Genomic DNA, 15,937 nt, shown 5'->3' on the forward strand with positions numbered 1-15,937 from the left:
ACTCGCTAGTTTGCGCAATTTTTTCTCTTTCAGGGATGCACTAAGATTATGATGAAATCCCTATATCGCGATGGATAAGTCTATGACAAGTCAAAATTCTGTCAATAAAATCCATAGCATAGATTAAATTCTAAACTTCCAAGATACTGAAATTTTAAAATCGCTATCTATCGATATTATCGCAATATACGGAATTTCAGCGATAAAATTTAAAGACGAAATTTCACGAAATTTCATAAAATCCTATAAAGCTCCGAGAAATTTCTATGCTAATTTCGATCTCGCCATGTTATCATCTAGCTAGCCCTGCCATCTATTTAGTAGCATTAGCCTCGCTTGCATTTATTTTATTCATCGCGGCTACTACGTTGCAGCTAAACTCCGCTCCCAGCTTGCAGGCCTTGTCGTAGTAGATCATCGCCTTATCCAGATCCGGCTCGCCAAATTCCTTTTTTGAATACGCTAGCCCAACCCTTTGGCATCCCTCTGCCAAAGCAGCATCGCAAGATTTGAGGAAAAACTTAAGAGCGCCCTGATAGTCTTTTTCTTCGTAGCTAGCGACCGCAGCGTTTAAGCAGCCCTCGCCTAATCCCAAATCGCATGATTTGGCAAAAAACGCAAATGTATTTTTCTTATCGGCATTTTTATAAGAGATTATCGCGGCGTTGTAGCAAGCTTTGGCGGCTCCCAGCTCGCACGCTTTGGAATAAAACCGCGCGGACTTGCCCTTATCTTTCGTAGTTTTATATAAATTTTGCTCGTCGTAATACAAATCCCCCGCGATAGCACAGCTATTTTCTAGCCCTGCTTCACAAGCTTTTTCAAACGGCTTTTTTGCTGCCTCATAATCGCGCTCCTCAAGCAAATACGCTCCGTAGTCTTCGCACGAATTAGCCCTACCGACGCCGCATCCGACAAACGAGACCCCTTGCGGGAAAAATATCTGCGCGAGCAAGTAGGCTGCTACTATTAGAGCGGTAATCGACGCTAAAATTTTCATTTTTGCTCCTTTTAAATTTTAAAAATAATTATAGCAAAAAGCGAGGGATAAAATTTTAATTTTTGATAATAGCTGTGAAATTTACGGCGAATTCTTGCAAAATTCCTATCAAAATCCCAAGCAAAATTTTAAATAAAATTTTAAACGGAGCTTTGAGCTGAATTTCAAAAAGACAAATTAAAATTTTACTTGCAAGATTATTTTTATGGCTGGCTATCCCACTTTTTTACTCGCACGTCTATGCGGCATCCACGGCGCCTGCAGTATTTATAATAACTAAAGCATTTAATCCTGAGGTATGAAACGCCTATAGCCTTTACAATGACAATTTATCAGGGCGATAATCTAGTGTGTAAAATATTTTGTTGCATACTAAGCCCATGGTGAGCATCTTGCCGCGCCATAGAAAATTTTTGAAAATTTCGCATTGCTGCTTAGAAATTTTAAAAAATTTTACGCCGCCAGCCTTTAAATTTTATCTTAGAAATCGGCTTGCCTATGCCAAAATCGCAAGCGTAATGCGTCTTTAGGCGTTTTGGCTCCAATACCCAGGCTTCTTAGATCTACACCACTTAGATATATGAGCCTTAAAATAATTTAGGCCGCGCAGTATCTGTATCGCGCATGTAAATTTCATCTATGTAAACTGCGATTGCGATTTCAGCCGCGCAAGCCCAGCTCGTAAAATTCTGCTAGTTTTAAAACCCAAATGCCACGTAGAATTCTATCCATTTAAAGAGCTTTACTTCAAAATTTATTCACTGCAAGCCGCGCTCCCTAGCGCTCAAACTCTATCACAACCTCCTCCTCGCCGAACCACATCACGGAGTTTTTCATATCGCAAAACCGCGCCTCATCCGCCATCAGCTCCGCTAACACCGCTCGCGCTACCTCGCTGTTTCGTGCGTCCGCAAACGCCTGCACGCTTTCATACCATAGCTCGCCCATCGCGTCGTAGCCAAACGCCGCCGTCTCACGCTTGGTGCTCTGACCCTCGGGAAAGACGGGAATAGTTTTTGCGTAACGGATAATATTTAGCTCTTTTTGATTATCCAAAACCTTTTGCGAATGCGCCTCCCAGTGCGCCAAAAACTCCTGCTGCGTGATGTTCGGCGCCTTTTTTACTAACATCGTGATCTTAAACATAACCGCTCCCTAAATGAAATTTATCGCAAAATTTGCACCCTATTCTATGATGCATCCGCATTTTTGCAATTTTGCTTAGTATTCTTTGCGTCTAAATAGACCTTGAAAAAACTTAAATAGCAGCCGTGCGCGCGAGCACAAATCGCCAAAAATGCATAAACCTCGCCGTTTACAACTTAAATCGCTGTCAATCTCACTTAGTTTAACTACCTAAAGCGCCATTTACGGCTGCAGTCGAAATAAATTCCGCAGGCTCTTTGCGGGCAAAGCAAAATTTCGCCAAGCTTTAGCGAACGATAAAAATTTTACTGACTTTCGGCGCGCATAAATTCCGTCTATTTTAGGCGAGCGAGTAAAATTCCGCGGCCTTTCAAACGGCGACAAAACAGACGAGCGGCGATTTTCTCTTGCGCCGCCGCGGGCAAATTACGTTGCTACGCACGCGCTAACCCTTGCTCGACAAAAACCTCTGCAAAATTATCGTCGCGGCGATACTATCAAAGCGCGGATCCTTGCCGCCCCCCTTAGCGCCTTTGCTCGCAAACTCTGCCGCTTCGGCGCTCGAAAAGCTCTCGTCTTGAAATTTTATCTCGCCGTCAAAATCCAGCAGCGAGGCGAAGTGGCGTATGCGCCTGCTCATCTCCTCCTCGCTCGCCCCGCCGCGCGGCACGCCAAGCACCAGCATGCTGGCGCCCTTTTCGCGCAGCAGCTCGCTTAGCTCGCGCGCGGCTTGGGTGCGGTTTTTGCGCAGGATCGGCTCGCACGGAAGCGGCGTCTTATCATCAGGTGCCGCCGCCACGCCGATACGTTTAAGCCCAAGATCGATCGCAACTATCAAATTTCATCCTTTACTTACATTAAATTTTATGGAATTTTACGTTTCGCCATTAAAATATGCCACCAAAATTCCGCGATCGAAATTTCATAGCTAAATTTCATCGCAGAATTTCGCTACGGAATTTTATGAAATTTCATACAAAATAGGCATAATAAATTTCACTCGCTCGCGCCGCTTGCGAGATATTAAATTTAGCGTGCCACGAGCTTCAAATTCCAAAATTTCGATCGCCACGCCCGGCTCAGTACATCCGCACTGAGTCCGCGTGAGCTGCACGTAAGCGACACCCAAACTCACGGCGTGCATAAATCCTGCCATGCAGGTGCCGGACGTGCAACCAACCCACCCCACGTAAAATCAAAATTTTAAAGCAAACCCGCACTCACGCGGCGGAGCAGATACAAGCCCCCCCTACGCTTTATAACTCGTAAAATTTTGCCGCCGTGACCAAAATTTTCTCTTGCAACAAATTCAGCCTACCACACTCGCGCTGAAATCCGCAGCCAAATTTACCCGCAAAAATTTAGCACGATAGGCAAACAAACATTTAAACGCTATTTCAGAAAATTTCATGCATTTTAACACTTAAATTCCGCGCCGCAAAGTATTTACAAATTGCGCGCGGCATTCACAAACCGATCATTACCGCAAGCGGAGGCGAGCGGCGCTGTACAAACAAACCGCGCCAATTTGTTTTTAGTTCTAGTGCGACCTGCGGAAGGTAAAATTTTACCGAGCCGCCTTTTTTCTAAATTTAAACACCGACCGCGCAGACTACGCGCCATGCAAACACGCTATGCCGGCAGGCGGCGCCGATCAAACCGCGACGAGCAAGCGCCCGCCGGCTACTTTGCCACGATCTTCGCGCCTAAAATTTCAATCCTGCCTTCAAGCTCGTATTCGTAAATTTTATCGCCGAAGCGCTCGATCGCCGCTTGCAGATCGGAATTTAAAGCCAAAAATTCCATCACCTCATCCTGCGCGCGTTCGGTGCTTTGCGGCATCTGCGGAGCCAAAGACGCAACAAACTCGCCCAAATCCGCAATCAGTCGCGCCTGAGATTTTGCGAGCAGATCGTTCGTGCCCGCGCTCTCATCCATTCGGTGCGGCAGCACATACACTGGCACGCCCATCTCACGAGCCAGGCGCGCGCTTTGCAACGAACCGCTGCGGGGTTCGGCTTGAGCGACGATGAGCGCCTCGGACAGCGCCACGACGATGCGGTTGCGCTGCAAAAACTGAAATCCGCGCGCGCTCACGCCGTCCTCATACTCGCTAAGCGCGAGGCTATGCTCGTAAATTTTGCCGATCATAGCGGCGTTTTGCGCGGGATAAATTTGATCAAGGCCGTTTCCAAAAACCGCGATCGTGTTTGGGAACGCCCCTTCGTGCGCGGCTATGTCGCAGCCGATCGCCGCGCCGCTTACGACGCAAAAGTCCGCATCGCTCAAAGCGCGCGCGAGGCGCAGGATCAAATTTTTGCTATAAACGCTCATCTTGCGCGAGCCCACGATCGAGATGCGGCGCTTTTGTAACATCGCCGGCTCGCCCCTAAAATACAGCCGCGCGGGCTCGCTCGCACCGAGTATTCTTAAGCTTGGAATTTTAAAACTAAGCTCACTCGTAGTACTCATAAATTTCGTCCAAATAGACCAAATCGACCTCGCCTAGGATGTCGGCGCTGTTTGCAAGCGCGCGAAGAGTGGAGCTTTTGGGATGGCCGATAGCGATGGCGTAACCCTGCTTTTTAGCAAGCGCGACGGCTTCGCGCAGCTTTTTGCGCACCGCGGCGACGCTGTTTTGATTATCTAAAAACACATCGCGATGCACGTATCGCATGCCGAGCCCATTCATCGCCGCCTTGGCCTTGGTAGCGGGGCTTGTGCGCGAGTCGATAAATAAAAATCCATGCTCGTTCATAGCGCGCAGCAGATTTTGCATCGCGCGTTCGTCGGCGGTAAATTTGGAACCGGTGTGGTTATTTATAAATTTAGCGTTCGGAAAGTCCGCGCGCAGCTTGGCTATGACGCCGTTTAGCTTCTCGTAATTATCCGAAGTCCGCAGCGTCGCGGAGTTATTTTTGGCAGAGCTCGCCTCCATCGGCAGGTGGATCGCGTAATGCTCAAAGCCGCGAGCGAGCGAGCGCGTGTCCTTGCGCTGATACTCGGGCGGGAAGATGGACGGCGTCACGCGCACGGGCAGAGCGGCGATCTTTTGCGCCTGCTCGCCGGTGCCTACGTCGTCGATGATGATCGCAAGCTTTGCGCGAGAGCCTGCGGGCAAAGCCTTGCGCGGCGATTTAGAAAGATCGTCCGCGTTGCCGGAAGCGTGGCTTTGCGCGGTAGAATTTATGGAATTTTCTAAAGCGGAATTTGCCGCGGTAAAATTTACGTCCGATCCGTCATCTGCCGAATTTGCGACGGCGGAATTTGAGGAAGCGATAGAATTTGCGGAATTTTGCAAATCGCCGTTTGTAGAATTTTGTTTTGCGGAATTTTGCGAGGCAGGCTCTACGGGAAGCTTCGGCGCGGTTACGTTTTGCTCGGCGATCTTATCAAGCTCCTTTTGAATCAATGCTTCCTTCTGTGCAGCGCTTAAACGCGGCTTTTTTCCGCGAGAATCGGAAGTGCTTTCGGGAGTTTGTTTGCGCGAGCTCTGCTGCAATGCGGCTTTATTGCCCGAAAATACGAGATCCAAAACCGCGTAGGTAACCGCACCGCTTAAAAAGCATAAGATTATGACAAAGGCGATCGTTGCGTAGTTGATCAAGCGCTTTTTGCGGCGCCCGCGTGGATTTCTATTAGCCAAAGCTCAGCCGAAATCAGTTTTTATCTTTATTTACGAGCTTACCCTTAGCGATCCACGGCATCATTGCGCGAAGCTTCTCGCCGGTTTTGGTAAGCAAGCTGTTTGCCGTGATGTTGCGCTCGGCGTTCATCCGTACATAGCCCGCCTTGCGCTCGAGGATGAAGTCTTTTGCAAATTTACCGTTTTGGATCTCCTTTAGCACCTCTTTCATCGCCGCTTTGCTGCTTTCATTTACGACGCGGTTGCCGCTTACATAATCGCCGTATTCTGCGGTGTTTGAGATCGAATAGCGCATATCTGCCATGCCGCCTTGATAGATGAGATCCACGATCAGCTTCATCTCGTGCTGACACTCGAAATACGCCATCTCAGGCTCGTATCCAGCCTCTACGAGGGTCTCAAAGCCCGCGTTGATGAGCGCGCAAAGTCCGCCGCAAAGCACAGCCTGCTCGCCGAAAAGATCGGTCTCGGTCTCTGCTTTGAAAGTAGTTTCGATGATGCCGGTGCGGCCGCCGCCGATCGCGCTTGCGTAGCTTAGAGCAAGCTCTTTGGCTCTGCCGCTTTCGTTTTGCGAAACGGCGATCAGCATAGGCACGCCGCCGCCGCTTACAAACTCGTTGCGGACGGTGTGGCCCGGGGCTTTCGGAGCGATCATAATGCAGTCGATGCCCTTTGGAGGGACGATCTGTCCGAAGTGGATATTAAAGCCGTGCGCGAACGCGATCGCGTCGCCCTCGCTTAAATTTGGCTCGATCTCCGCTTTGAAAATGTCGCTTTGAAACTCATCAGGCGTTAGGATCATCACAAGATCCGCAGCCTTCGTAGCTTCGCCGACGCTCATTACTTTAAAGCCCTTTGCCTCAGCCTTACTCCAGCTCGCGCCGCCCTTTTTAAGACCCACGATAACTTCTACGCCGCTATCTCGCAAATTTTCGGCGTGAGCGTGCCCCTGCGAGCCAAAGCCGATCATAGCGACCTTTTTAGCCTTAATCAAACCTAAATCGCAATCTTTGTCGTAAAAAACGTTTATTGCCATAATGCATCCTTTTTTAAAAATTTAGGCGAGATTGTAGCTAAAATTTGCTTTTACGTAGATAAACCGCGCGCCGCAAGGGCGGATAAAGAAATTTTGAGCTATCATTGAGGCATAATTTAGCTTTAAAAGGAGCGAAAATGAAAGTGGGATTTATCGGCGGCGGAAATATGGGCGAGGCGATGATCGCCGCACTTTGCAGAGCTGGCGGGCGAGATTGCACGGCGGGCGGAGAAAATTCCGCGCACGACGGGCGGAATTTTATGCCCGATACTCAAAATTTTACCGCTTGCGAGCGGAATTTCGCAAATTTAGAGCAGAATTTTGCGAGCCGCGAACGTGATTTCGCCTGTGTGCAGCCCCGCTCCGAGACAAAACTAGAAGTCCTAGCCTACGCCAGAAGCAAAAACGAAGCCTTGCGCAAGCGCTACGGCGTGCAAATTTTACAAGACGAAATGCGGCTGGCGCACGAAGCGGATATAATCGTGCTCGCGACCAAGCCCGCTAGCTACGAGGGGATTTTGCACCTGATCGCGCCCGAGCTCGCGGGCAAAATCCTGCTTCTTTTAGCGCCGAATTTCAAGCTAGAGCGCGCCCAAAATATCGTAGGTGCGGACGTTTTCGTGGCCCGCGCGATGCCAAACGTCGCTGCGGGTATCGGCGCGTCGGCTACTGCGCTGTGCTACGGCGAGTATTTTGATGAGGCCAGTCGGGAGATCGTACGAGCGCTAGCCGCCAAAATCGGCAAATTTTACGAGATAGATGAGGCTGGCTTTGCTGCATTTACGGGGATTGCAGGTAGCCTGCCTGCGTATGTGTGCGCCTTTATCGAGGCGGCGGCGGACGCGGGCGTGCGGGGCGGACTACCGCGGGCGCTGTGCTACGACGCGGTAGCGGCGGCGGTAGAGGGCACGGCGCGCCTGGTGCAAAGCGGCAAGCGCCCATCGGAGCTTAAAGACGCGGTCTGCTCGCCTGCGGGCACGACGATAGAGGGGCTCGCGGCGCTCGAGGCGGCGGGGTTTCGCGCAGCGGTGATGGCGGCGATCGAGGCGTGCATCGCCAAAGCTCGCGGCTAGCCTCGCCGCACCTCGTCGGTTTCGGATTTCAAATACGGCGCGTTTTTGGGCGCGCTAACATTGGGATTTTGTGCGGGCACTCTCTAGCAAAAATTTTGCCTTATCTTTAAATCGAATGAGTTCGCTGTTTCTGTAGCGGGGGAGTTTACTAGCCTTATGGCAAATAAGCCGGCAAGCTCATATTGCATTTAAAATTTTAAAATTTAGAGATTTTAGAAATTTTAGTTCAAAATTTTACGCTTAAAATTTTAAATTTAGAGATTGTAAATTTAGCGCCCGCAGCAGGGCAAAATTTTGATTTTTATCGGCGCGAGCCTACGTCCACAACTATTAAAATCAAAATTTAGCGCAACATGAACGGATATGTCCGCGACTACGAACTTGAGAGGCAAGAACATAAAAGCGTAACGTAAGCGCTAAAAGAGGGCGTCCTGTACTGCGGTCTTGCGAGATACAAACGCAAGCCGCGAATTTCGCCGCTCACGCAAACAGCAAAGCAAAACTAGCCGCGCCGAGCAGTATTTTACTACCAAAGCGGGCCGTATAGAAACATATTCTGCCGCCAAAGCGAGCTGTAAATTTAAACTGCGTTTCGCCGCCTAACCACAAACCAAATCCACGCGCCAAATCCTACCGAGCTGCGCAATAAAATTTGACTTTCATTTAGCCAAAACTTCGCACGCAAAGCCACGATAAGCAAGATCAGATAAATTCCTTTTCCAAAGGCTGCATCGCGTTGCCGTCTGCGTCGAAAAGTACCCGCCCGCAGACCTCGCAAACCTCGTCTCTAGGAGAGGGCTCGTCCGCGTCCAGCTGCCACGCCGACATCTCGCCGCACTCGCAGTTTATGACGTAAAGGATCTGCCTCTTGCGGCGCTTGCCCCATGGCGCGATGCCCCAAAATAGCTCCTCGTGCTTTGCTAGCTTTTTAAAATCTTTCTCGGCGTCCTTGTGCGCGACGAGCAGATAATAAGCGTCGCTATGAAGATCCAAAGTAAAGAGCCTAAAATCGCTCTTTTTGAGCGCCTTTTGAAACTCGTTCATCAAAAATAGGCTCGCATCACCGCGCTCGAAACCCTCTTTTTTCGCTTTTTTTTCGAGCCTTGCGTAAATTTTATCGCACTTTATAGCCACACCGCTTTGCAGCGCACCTAGCCTAGAGCTGATAAATTTGCCTACATCGCCCGTCTCGTCCTCGCCTGCCCAATCAAGCACCCGCACGAGCCCTTTTGCGATAAGCGCATCCAAAAACTCGCCGTCATTCATCTCGCCCGTTTTCTCAAAACCGCCCGTATCGCCCGCCGTCAAATGCTTTAGGACGTAGCACTGATCTTTCGTCATTTTCGCTCCTTTGATTAAATTTACCGCCTACGTGGGTCTGTTTAAATTTTACTCTCAAAAAGCTTTAAGCTCACTTTTCGCAACTCCTTACACTGCAAATTTAGCTCGCGGCGGCGGGTAAAATTTACGCTATAATTTCACAAAAGCGCTAAAATTCCAACCGAAAAGGACGCAAATGCAAACGCATCTGCAAGAAAAGATTAAGGAGCTGCAACGCAAGATCGCGCGCAAGATCACCTATTTTCAGACGGGCGGCGTGAGGCCGCGAGGCGCGATCGATGAGTGCTGGATCGGCCGCGTGCTCGCTTACGCGGCGGATGAGGAGCTGCCGACGGATCAAAACGGCGCGCCGATGCTCCCTCTAGCGCAGTTCTACCTGCCCGCGCTGCCCTACGTACCGCAGGTCTTGGACGGCGTCAAGCTGCTTGTGGTCTTTATCTCACAGGATCTCATCGGCAAATTTGATGAGGATATGGACGGCCCGTGGAAGATCCGCGAGCATAAAAACGAAAAGGAGCTCGTCATAAAAGAGCTTGCAAATCCGCGCTCGCAGATAAAGCCCTTTCCTTTGCAACCCAAATTTGCCGCGGACGATACGCCCGTTTGGGACGGCGGCGGGCTGGAGCCTGACGTCGTGCACGAAATTTTGGAGCTTAAAAGGTCGGTCGGGCTTTATTATTCCGACGTCACGGCTGGGCTGGAATATTACAACTGCACGAAGCTCGGCGGCCACCCTCCTTTTGCCAGTCCGGAGTGAGCTTCGGCGAGGGCTTTCAGTTCGCTTTTCAGGTCTCTTCAGACGAGAAGGCGGGCTTTAACGTCATTGACAGCGGTAGCTTGATGTTTGCTAAAAACCAGCAGAGCGGCGCGTGGAGCCTGTATTATGATTTCGATTAGGCGCGCGAAAGGCTTTAGCTTGCTTGCAAGATTCCGCCGCTTTAAATAGACGCTCGTGCCGAGTAGATTTACGATGGAATTTTATCGGTGCGCGGCTTTAAGCCCGCTCAGTGCGGATTAAATTTAAACGGCGGCGCGTCCCGATCGAGATTAAATTTAAACCGCCGAAGGACGAGCCGTATAGTTACAGGCGAGCCGAATACGGCGAGCGAGCCGTGAAAAATTCGGCACCGTAAAATTTTAAAATTTTATAGCCTGAGATTTCGGCTTCGAGCTTAAAATTTAAGGCATGCTTGAAATTTTAACCCGCAAATTTAAAGGAGCGAAAATGAACGCAAACGAACTTGCAAACATCTGGCGCAGGCCGATCTACCTGCCCTATCTACAAGATCCGCTCACTCCAGAGGCGCTGAGGGCCGCAGAAGAGGAGCTAGGTCGCGCTCTGCCACGCGAGCTAGTCATGATGCTAAGCGTGCAAAACGGCGGCTACCTGCGCTACGAGCTGGAGAGCTACCCGCTGGACGCCGTCAGCGGCATCGGCGAGGCGCATCCGTCGCTTACGCGCTTTAGCTGGGGCGAGGAGCGCGAGTGCGTGAGCTTCGAGCTTGACGGGCTGGTGCCATTCAGCGGCGACGGGCATTGGTATCTGTGCCTGGACTACCGCGCGAGCGAACAGCCTGCGGTCACCTACATCGACGTCGAGTGCGACGAGCAAAGCATCATCGCGCAGGACTTCGCTTCGTTTTTAGCGCTTTTGCGGCTCGACACTAGCGGCAAGATCGCGCTGCAAACGGGGCTCGATCTAGACGGCACGAAGGCGCGGCTGGAGGAAATTTTGAGCGTGCGCGCTAGAGCCGCCGATCCGCAGCTTTACGGCTTTAGCGTGTATAATTTCACTCGCAATAGCGGTATGCTGAGCCTTAGTCCGAACGAGGTTCGGCTCGGATTTGCCAGGCGGGGCGAGCGGCGGTTTAAAGAGCTTAAAAACTTCAGCGAGCCCGCCCTACGCCATGCTGAGCTGGACGCCGGCGCGATGATACTTGACGTTTTCAAAGAGGAGTTGATGGGTGAAATTTTGCGCGAGCTCAAGAGCGCAGGCTTGTGCGCACAGAGCCTAAAAGACGCAGTCGGCGCGTAAGCTTTTGCGATTATTAGTGAGTTTTGTGACGGCTGCGGCGCACGCTTGTGCAACCAGCAACGCGGGCTTGCACGCGTAAATTTAGCTCGCCGTGGCGGGTAAAATTTCGCTATAATTTTGCCGTTTCAATAAGGAGAAAACGATGAGCGTAGAATTCCGCATCAAAAACAAAAAGCGACCGCTATTTATGGGGTATTCGGACGCCATGAGCGTTAGCAAGGCATTGGATCTGCTGCCCGATCTATCGGTGTTTGGCATAAACGAGAGCGCCGAGGATTTCGACGAAAGGGCGTTTTTAAAATCGCTTTTGAGCGAGTATGAGTGTCTGATTTTGGGCGTGCGGGGCAAGAGCGGGCGCGGAATGGAGCTAAGATATGACGAGGAGCAGCAAAGCTACGCCGTGCGCGTAAATACGCCCGCGACGATCTTTGATTGGGTTTTGGCGATCTCGTATCTGCAGGCGCTATCTAAGCAGCTGGAGGGCGAGATCACGGATGAAAACGGCGAAATTTACACTCACGACAGGATAGAGCAATTCGACTACGAGCGCGATATAGCGGCGGGGCTACATTCGATAGATCAGCACTTAAGCGGCGATACGGAGGTAAATTTTTGCTATGGGGTGCAGAGGCCTTTTGCGATAAACCGCGCGATGATGGATGAAATTTTAGCCTCATACAACCCCGCCGCCGAGTTTAGCAAGCGGCTAACCGAAGTGCAATATCTCGACGCTTACGACGCGCACCAGAGGTTTTACCGAAATGGGGATGACGGCACGATAATGGGCTCATACGCGCTCACGCAAGACCTACCCACTATCCTGCCCTACAAGCCGTTTGTGGAGTGGCAAAACGCGGAGATGCTGAAAAATAGCGACGTCGCGCGCTGGCAGATCGCGCTCATAGGCATAGAGGGCGACGAAAACGACGCAGGTAACTACCGCGCCATCGTCGAGCTGGAATACGGCGAGTTTATCGCGCGGCTGCCGAAGCGAAACTACCGCTTCATCGATGCGAGCTATATTTTGGTTGACGGGCTAAACGTCAATCAGCTAAAGGCGCTAGCGAGCTAAATTTTACTTGCGGTGAAATTCTGCAGAATTTTATCGAGGATTGACGCCGCAAAATTTAAAGACGCGGAATTCGCGGTAAATTTCGCGGCGCACAAAATTCTAAAAGATGGAATTTTATCGCGATGCAAATTTAAGAATTCCACCACGATAAAATTCCGTCGCGGTAAAATTTAGAAAGGTTAAAATGAAAAGGACCTACTACGATCTAAAAATTTACGATAACGGCATGATGCGAGGCGTGCTGCAAGAGGAGATCGAGGCGCTGCCGTTTTTCGGCTACTGGCAAAAGATGGGTTCCGCAGGGCATATACATAGACGAAAGCGGCAAAGAGCACAGGCTCGTCTATCTGCACGACTGGGAGAAATTTTGCAGATTATTCGCTCGCGAACAGGAGCTGCTTAAGCGCGCCCCGGCCGGTAGCGAAAATGAGCAATCCGAGCCATAGCGTATCTCGGTCGGCAGCGGAGAATAGCGGCGATCCTGGCGCAGCGCAAGTAAATTTTAGCCGATAAATAGCGGCGCGCATTAATCAGCCAAAATCGCCGCCCCGCTTAAATCCGGGTTTAAATTTAACTCGTCTATGATAGATAAAAGCTCTGAAATTTCCTTTTTAATTTCAGTGGCGTCCTCTAAGCTCGGCGGCGGCGAAAAAAGCGTCGTCTCAAATTTGTTTTTCGCTCCGTTTAAAAATAGATAAAGCTTATCGTCCATAAACGCCGCGCTCACTCCCATTTTCCCCGCGAATTTTTCCTTTAGCTCGCGCAGGCGCTCCATAAACGCGGGCGTCAAAAGATACCTCGCCTCAACCTTATCGTCCGCAAAGACCCGAAATTCTTTGCTAAAAAACACGTCGTCCATCTGTTCTTTTTCGCCTATAAATTTAGTATTTAACGTGCGACTCGCGACTATCGTTTGCCCGTTAAATTTCTTGTAAAACTCGCAGACCAAGACCGAGCCGCTAAACGCCTGCATATCTTTCATCGTTGACCAAGCAAAAACTATCGCAGATAGCAAATTTAGCGCCGCCGAGTCGCCGATTTCCAGCGTCGCGCCGTTTGGGATGCGGATCGCTTCGCTGAGGTTAAATTTGACGCCGTTATAAATGCCGCTGATTTGATCTTCGGCGCGAAACTCATCGGGCGAATAGATGCCGATTTTGCGAAATTCTTTACGGCTGATGCCGGCATTCGGATCGTAGCTAAAATTTGGATCTGTGCCCCGAATAGCGGCGCGGACGAAAACGTCTTTATAAAACGCTTTGTAATCCCCCAGCTCGCTGGTCACTCGGCTCGCGTTAGCCATTAGTGCGGCTTGAAAAAACGGAATATAGATAATGATGAAAAATAGCGGTGCAAGGCGATTTTCAAAAAGATGCCATACGGCAAATCCGCCGCCTACGGGCAGCGCTATTATAAATAAAATTCCCAAAAACAGATACTTTATAAATGCTAGCCGGCACTCTTTTTGCTTTTTGGCGGTGGCAACTATTGCTTCGTTTATGTTCAAATTTTGCCTTTTTCTAAATTTACGCAGCGGATTTCGCGCCTGGAGCGAATTTTAGCAAAATTTACGCCGCAAAGATACGACGGCGCGAGTAAATTTTATTCGGCGAATTTATAAGTCTATAAAATTTACGTCGCGGCGGCGATCTACTCGGACGTGCGCTGATTTAGCCACATTTTAAGATTGCCCGCGCCCTCTTTTAGCACCCCAAATCCTGCCGCGGCAATACAGACAAAATTAATTAGCGAGCCCCTCCCGCCGACGTTTAAAATCCCAAAGCCTACAATCCACAGCGCCGCGCCGAAGCCCAGCGTGCACACGGCGGTCGCGATCCCCAGCTTGCGGCGCAAAGGGCTTGGTTTGCGCGCTGTCTGAACTCGAGTGATCACGTAGCTACCCGCATATCCTCCGCGGATGAAATACGCGCGCGCAAGCTCGCCCTCCTCCACGGGAATATCGTTAAACTCGCCGCGCAGCTTCACGCCGTCTATCTCGAAAAATACCCAAATTTTGCTATTTCCTCTTGCAGCGTGGACGCGGAGATTTCGAACCTCGCCCGTGATCTCATATTCCATTTTATCTCCTCAAATAGCTCGCGCTTTGCTTCCACGCTAAATTCCGCACCGTAAAATTTTAAAATCAAAATTTATGCCTTGCTCGCAGCGCCGCCCGTAAAATTTTAAAGTTGAGATTCTGCGAGTCCTGAATTTAGAGCTAAGCCTTAAAATTTCATAGCGATAGAATTTTAAGTAAAGCTCCGCCGCTAAATTTAACTAATCGCATGCATGGGCTATCTACGCCTTGCCGAATTTCGCACGTCGTAAAATCTCGGCGAAATTGCGCGCGCTACAAAAGCTCACAAACCCATCGCGGTAGTATCGCAGAAGCCGCCGCAAAATTAATACCACGCGGCAAGCAGGGCAAACAGGCGGTGCAAGACGCGAGCAGTGCAAAACAAACAGCGTACGGCAAACAGCACAAAACAGAAACTCGCGACGGACAGCGCACGGCGAGCAGTGAAAAACAGATGGCGTGCACGGCAGGCAGTGCAAATCGGCAAATGTGCGCCGGGCTACCAAGCGCCTACTTCTTTAAAATTTGGTTTTTCATGAATTCGTAGAGCTGGCAGGATTTTTTATTGCCCGCGTCGCAGCCCTTTTTGACCCATCCAAGCCCCTTGGAAAATCCGCGCAGATCCCCCTTGCTCACATACAAATAGCCTAAATTATTGCAGGCATCGCCGAAGCCCAGCTCGCAGGATTTGGTGTAAAGCTTCTCCGCCTTGTCGCGATCCTGCGGCGCGCCGAGGCCCTTATCATACGCAACGCCGGCATTATAGCAGCTATCCGCTAGCCCGCCGTCACAGCCTCGCTCGAAAAAGCTCACCGCCTTTGCCGGATCCGCCGCAAGCCCGAAACCGCCCGTGTAATAGACCACGCCCGCATTGTGGCAACTCTTGGCATAGCCCAAATCGCAGGCCTTAACGTAACGCTGCGCGGCGGCAACGAAGTCCCTGCTTAGGCGCCCTCGCTGATACAGGTTGCCTAGCTTGTGGCAGGCTATGGCGACGTTTTTATCGCACGCTGCGGCATAAAATACGCCCGCTTGCGTCGCATTGCCCTCGCCGTCGTATAGAGCTCCCAAATCAAAGCAGCTATCTTTCTCGCCCGCCTCGCAAGCCTTGGCAAAAGCGAGCCTGGCGCCATCGTAATCTCCGCGGGAAAGCTTGTCGCGCCCCAGCTGCGCACAGCTTACGCCATCGCCGCGGTAGCATTTGAACGACAAAACGGGTGACGGCAAAAAAAGTACCATAACCAAGATGCAAACGGCAATCGAAAGCGCCGCTATGTCGATGATCTTTCTCATATCTATCCTTTTTGCGGCGATGCGCCGCGGGGCTCAAGGAGTACTCTTGCAGGCAAATCCCGCCAAGGAGAATTTTACGAATTAATTTCGTCGCATGAAATTTAATCTGCACAAAAATTTTAGTACCTTAAGCCTTGTTTTAAAATTTTACTTAAAACTTCCACGCCGCAAAATTTTAAAATTTCAAAATTCCGCAAGCGGTAAATTTGCAGCCGAAT

The 15,937-nt window shown here is 50.4% G+C and carries 17 protein-coding genes; 6 read left to right on the plus strand and 11 right to left on the minus strand.

What is annotated here, in order from left to right; all coding sequences use genetic code 11:
* Window positions 1-313 precede the first annotated feature (313 nt).
* The 7 genes from Q0135_RS08545 to ilvC form a co-directional block, all read right to left on the minus strand.
* Window positions 314-1,000: a tetratricopeptide repeat protein gene (locus Q0135_RS08545; RefSeq protein ID WP_297989819.1), complete on the minus strand. Its 687-nt coding sequence runs from the start codon at window positions 998-1,000 to the stop codon at window positions 314-316.
* A 777-nt stretch (window positions 1,001-1,777) separates the two neighbouring features.
* The gene (locus Q0135_RS08550) at window positions 1,778-2,146 is read right to left on the minus strand and encodes an EthD domain-containing protein (RefSeq protein WP_297989820.1); all 369 of its coding nucleotides are present in this window, start codon (window positions 2,144-2,146) and stop codon (window positions 1,778-1,780) included.
* A gap of 445 nt (window positions 2,147-2,591) precedes the next feature.
* Window positions 2,592-2,984, minus strand: a complete 393-nt coding sequence (ruvX, locus tag Q0135_RS08555) for a Holliday junction resolvase RuvX (RefSeq protein WP_297989822.1) — start codon at window positions 2,982-2,984, stop codon at window positions 2,592-2,594.
* A gap of 123 nt (window positions 2,985-3,107) precedes the next feature.
* Entirely contained in the window at window positions 3,108-3,302 is a 195-nt protein-coding gene (locus Q0135_RS08560; protein WP_297989824.1) for a hypothetical protein, read from the minus strand.
* 527 nt (window positions 3,303-3,829) lie between these two features.
* Window positions 3,830-4,618 carry a DNA-processing protein DprA gene (locus tag Q0135_RS08565; protein ID WP_297989825.1) on the minus strand — a complete coding sequence of 263 codons (789 nt, stop codon included), beginning with the start codon at window positions 4,616-4,618 and terminating at the stop codon, window positions 3,830-3,832.
* Window positions 4,602-5,792, minus strand: coding sequence for a divergent polysaccharide deacetylase family protein (locus Q0135_RS08570; RefSeq protein WP_297989827.1), 1,191 nt, complete (start codon window positions 5,790-5,792; stop codon window positions 4,602-4,604). Before Q0135_RS08570 ends, Q0135_RS08565 begins: the two co-directional genes overlap by 17 nt.
* 13 nt (window positions 5,793-5,805) lie before the next feature.
* Window positions 5,806-6,828: a ketol-acid reductoisomerase gene (gene ilvC / locus Q0135_RS08575; protein ID WP_297989829.1), complete on the minus strand. Its 1,023-nt coding sequence runs from the start codon at window positions 6,826-6,828 to the stop codon at window positions 5,806-5,808.
* A gap of 137 nt (window positions 6,829-6,965) precedes the next feature.
* Here ilvC and proC point away from each other — a divergent pair, with 137 nt between their 5' ends.
* Window positions 6,966-7,901 carry a pyrroline-5-carboxylate reductase gene (gene proC, locus Q0135_RS08580; protein ID WP_297989830.1) on the plus strand — a complete coding sequence of 312 codons (936 nt, stop codon included), beginning with the start codon at window positions 6,966-6,968 and terminating at the stop codon, window positions 7,899-7,901.
* Window positions 7,902-8,603: 702 nt separating this feature from the next.
* Here proC and Q0135_RS08585 read toward each other — a convergent pair.
* The gene (locus tag Q0135_RS08585; protein ID WP_297989831.1) at window positions 8,604-9,242 is read right to left on the minus strand and encodes a hypothetical protein; all 639 of its coding nucleotides are present in this window, start codon (window positions 9,240-9,242) and stop codon (window positions 8,604-8,606) included.
* Window positions 9,243-9,417: 175 nt separating this feature from the next.
* On the opposite strand from Q0135_RS08585, the gene Q0135_RS08590 reads away from it, so the two are divergent.
* The 5 genes from Q0135_RS08590 (at window position 9,418) to Q0135_RS08610 (ending at window position 12,752) form a co-directional block, all read left to right on the plus strand.
* Window positions 9,418-9,999 (plus strand): hypothetical protein, encoded by a 582-nt coding sequence (locus tag Q0135_RS08590; RefSeq protein WP_297989833.1) that lies wholly within the window; start codon window positions 9,418-9,420, stop codon window positions 9,997-9,999.
* Window positions 9,996-10,139, plus strand: a complete 144-nt coding sequence (locus Q0135_RS08595) for a hypothetical protein (protein ID WP_297989835.1) — start codon at window positions 9,996-9,998, stop codon at window positions 10,137-10,139. The genes Q0135_RS08590 and Q0135_RS08595 overlap by 4 nt, the downstream gene beginning before the upstream one ends.
* A gap of 328 nt (window positions 10,140-10,467) precedes the next feature.
* Window positions 10,468-11,277, plus strand: a complete 810-nt coding sequence (locus Q0135_RS08600) for an SMI1/KNR4 family protein (protein WP_297989836.1) — start codon at window positions 10,468-10,470, stop codon at window positions 11,275-11,277.
* Between the two features lie 142 nt (window positions 11,278-11,419).
* Window positions 11,420-12,349, plus strand: coding sequence for a DUF4299 family protein (locus Q0135_RS08605; RefSeq protein ID WP_297989837.1), 930 nt, complete (start codon window positions 11,420-11,422; stop codon window positions 12,347-12,349).
* Between the two features lie 184 nt (window positions 12,350-12,533).
* Complete coding sequence (locus Q0135_RS08610) at window positions 12,534-12,752, plus strand: hypothetical protein (RefSeq protein WP_297989838.1); 219 nt, start codon at window positions 12,534-12,536, stop codon at window positions 12,750-12,752.
* A 123-nt stretch (window positions 12,753-12,875) separates the two neighbouring features.
* Here the strand turns inward: Q0135_RS08610 and Q0135_RS08615 are convergent, their stop codons facing one another.
* The 3 genes from Q0135_RS08615 to Q0135_RS08625 all read right to left on the minus strand — a co-directional run bounded on the left by Q0135_RS08615 (window position 12,876) and on the right by Q0135_RS08625 (window position 15,719).
* Window positions 12,876-13,856, minus strand: coding sequence for a DUF3137 domain-containing protein (locus Q0135_RS08615; RefSeq protein ID WP_297989840.1), 981 nt, complete (start codon window positions 13,854-13,856; stop codon window positions 12,876-12,878).
* A gap of 143 nt (window positions 13,857-13,999) precedes the next feature.
* Window positions 14,000-14,428 (minus strand): hypothetical protein, encoded by a 429-nt coding sequence (locus tag Q0135_RS08620; protein ID WP_297989842.1) that lies wholly within the window; start codon window positions 14,426-14,428, stop codon window positions 14,000-14,002.
* Window positions 14,429-14,936: 508 nt separating this feature from the next.
* A complete protein-coding gene (locus tag Q0135_RS08625) occupies window positions 14,937-15,719 on the minus strand; it encodes a tetratricopeptide repeat protein (RefSeq protein ID WP_297896459.1) in 783 nt (260 codons plus the stop codon).
* Window positions 15,720-15,937: the final 218 nt, after the last annotated feature.

It is taken from the genome of uncultured Campylobacter sp. (assembly GCF_937981295.1).
In the GTDB taxonomy this organism is placed as follows: Bacteria; Campylobacterota; Campylobacteria; order Campylobacterales; family Campylobacteraceae; genus Campylobacter_B.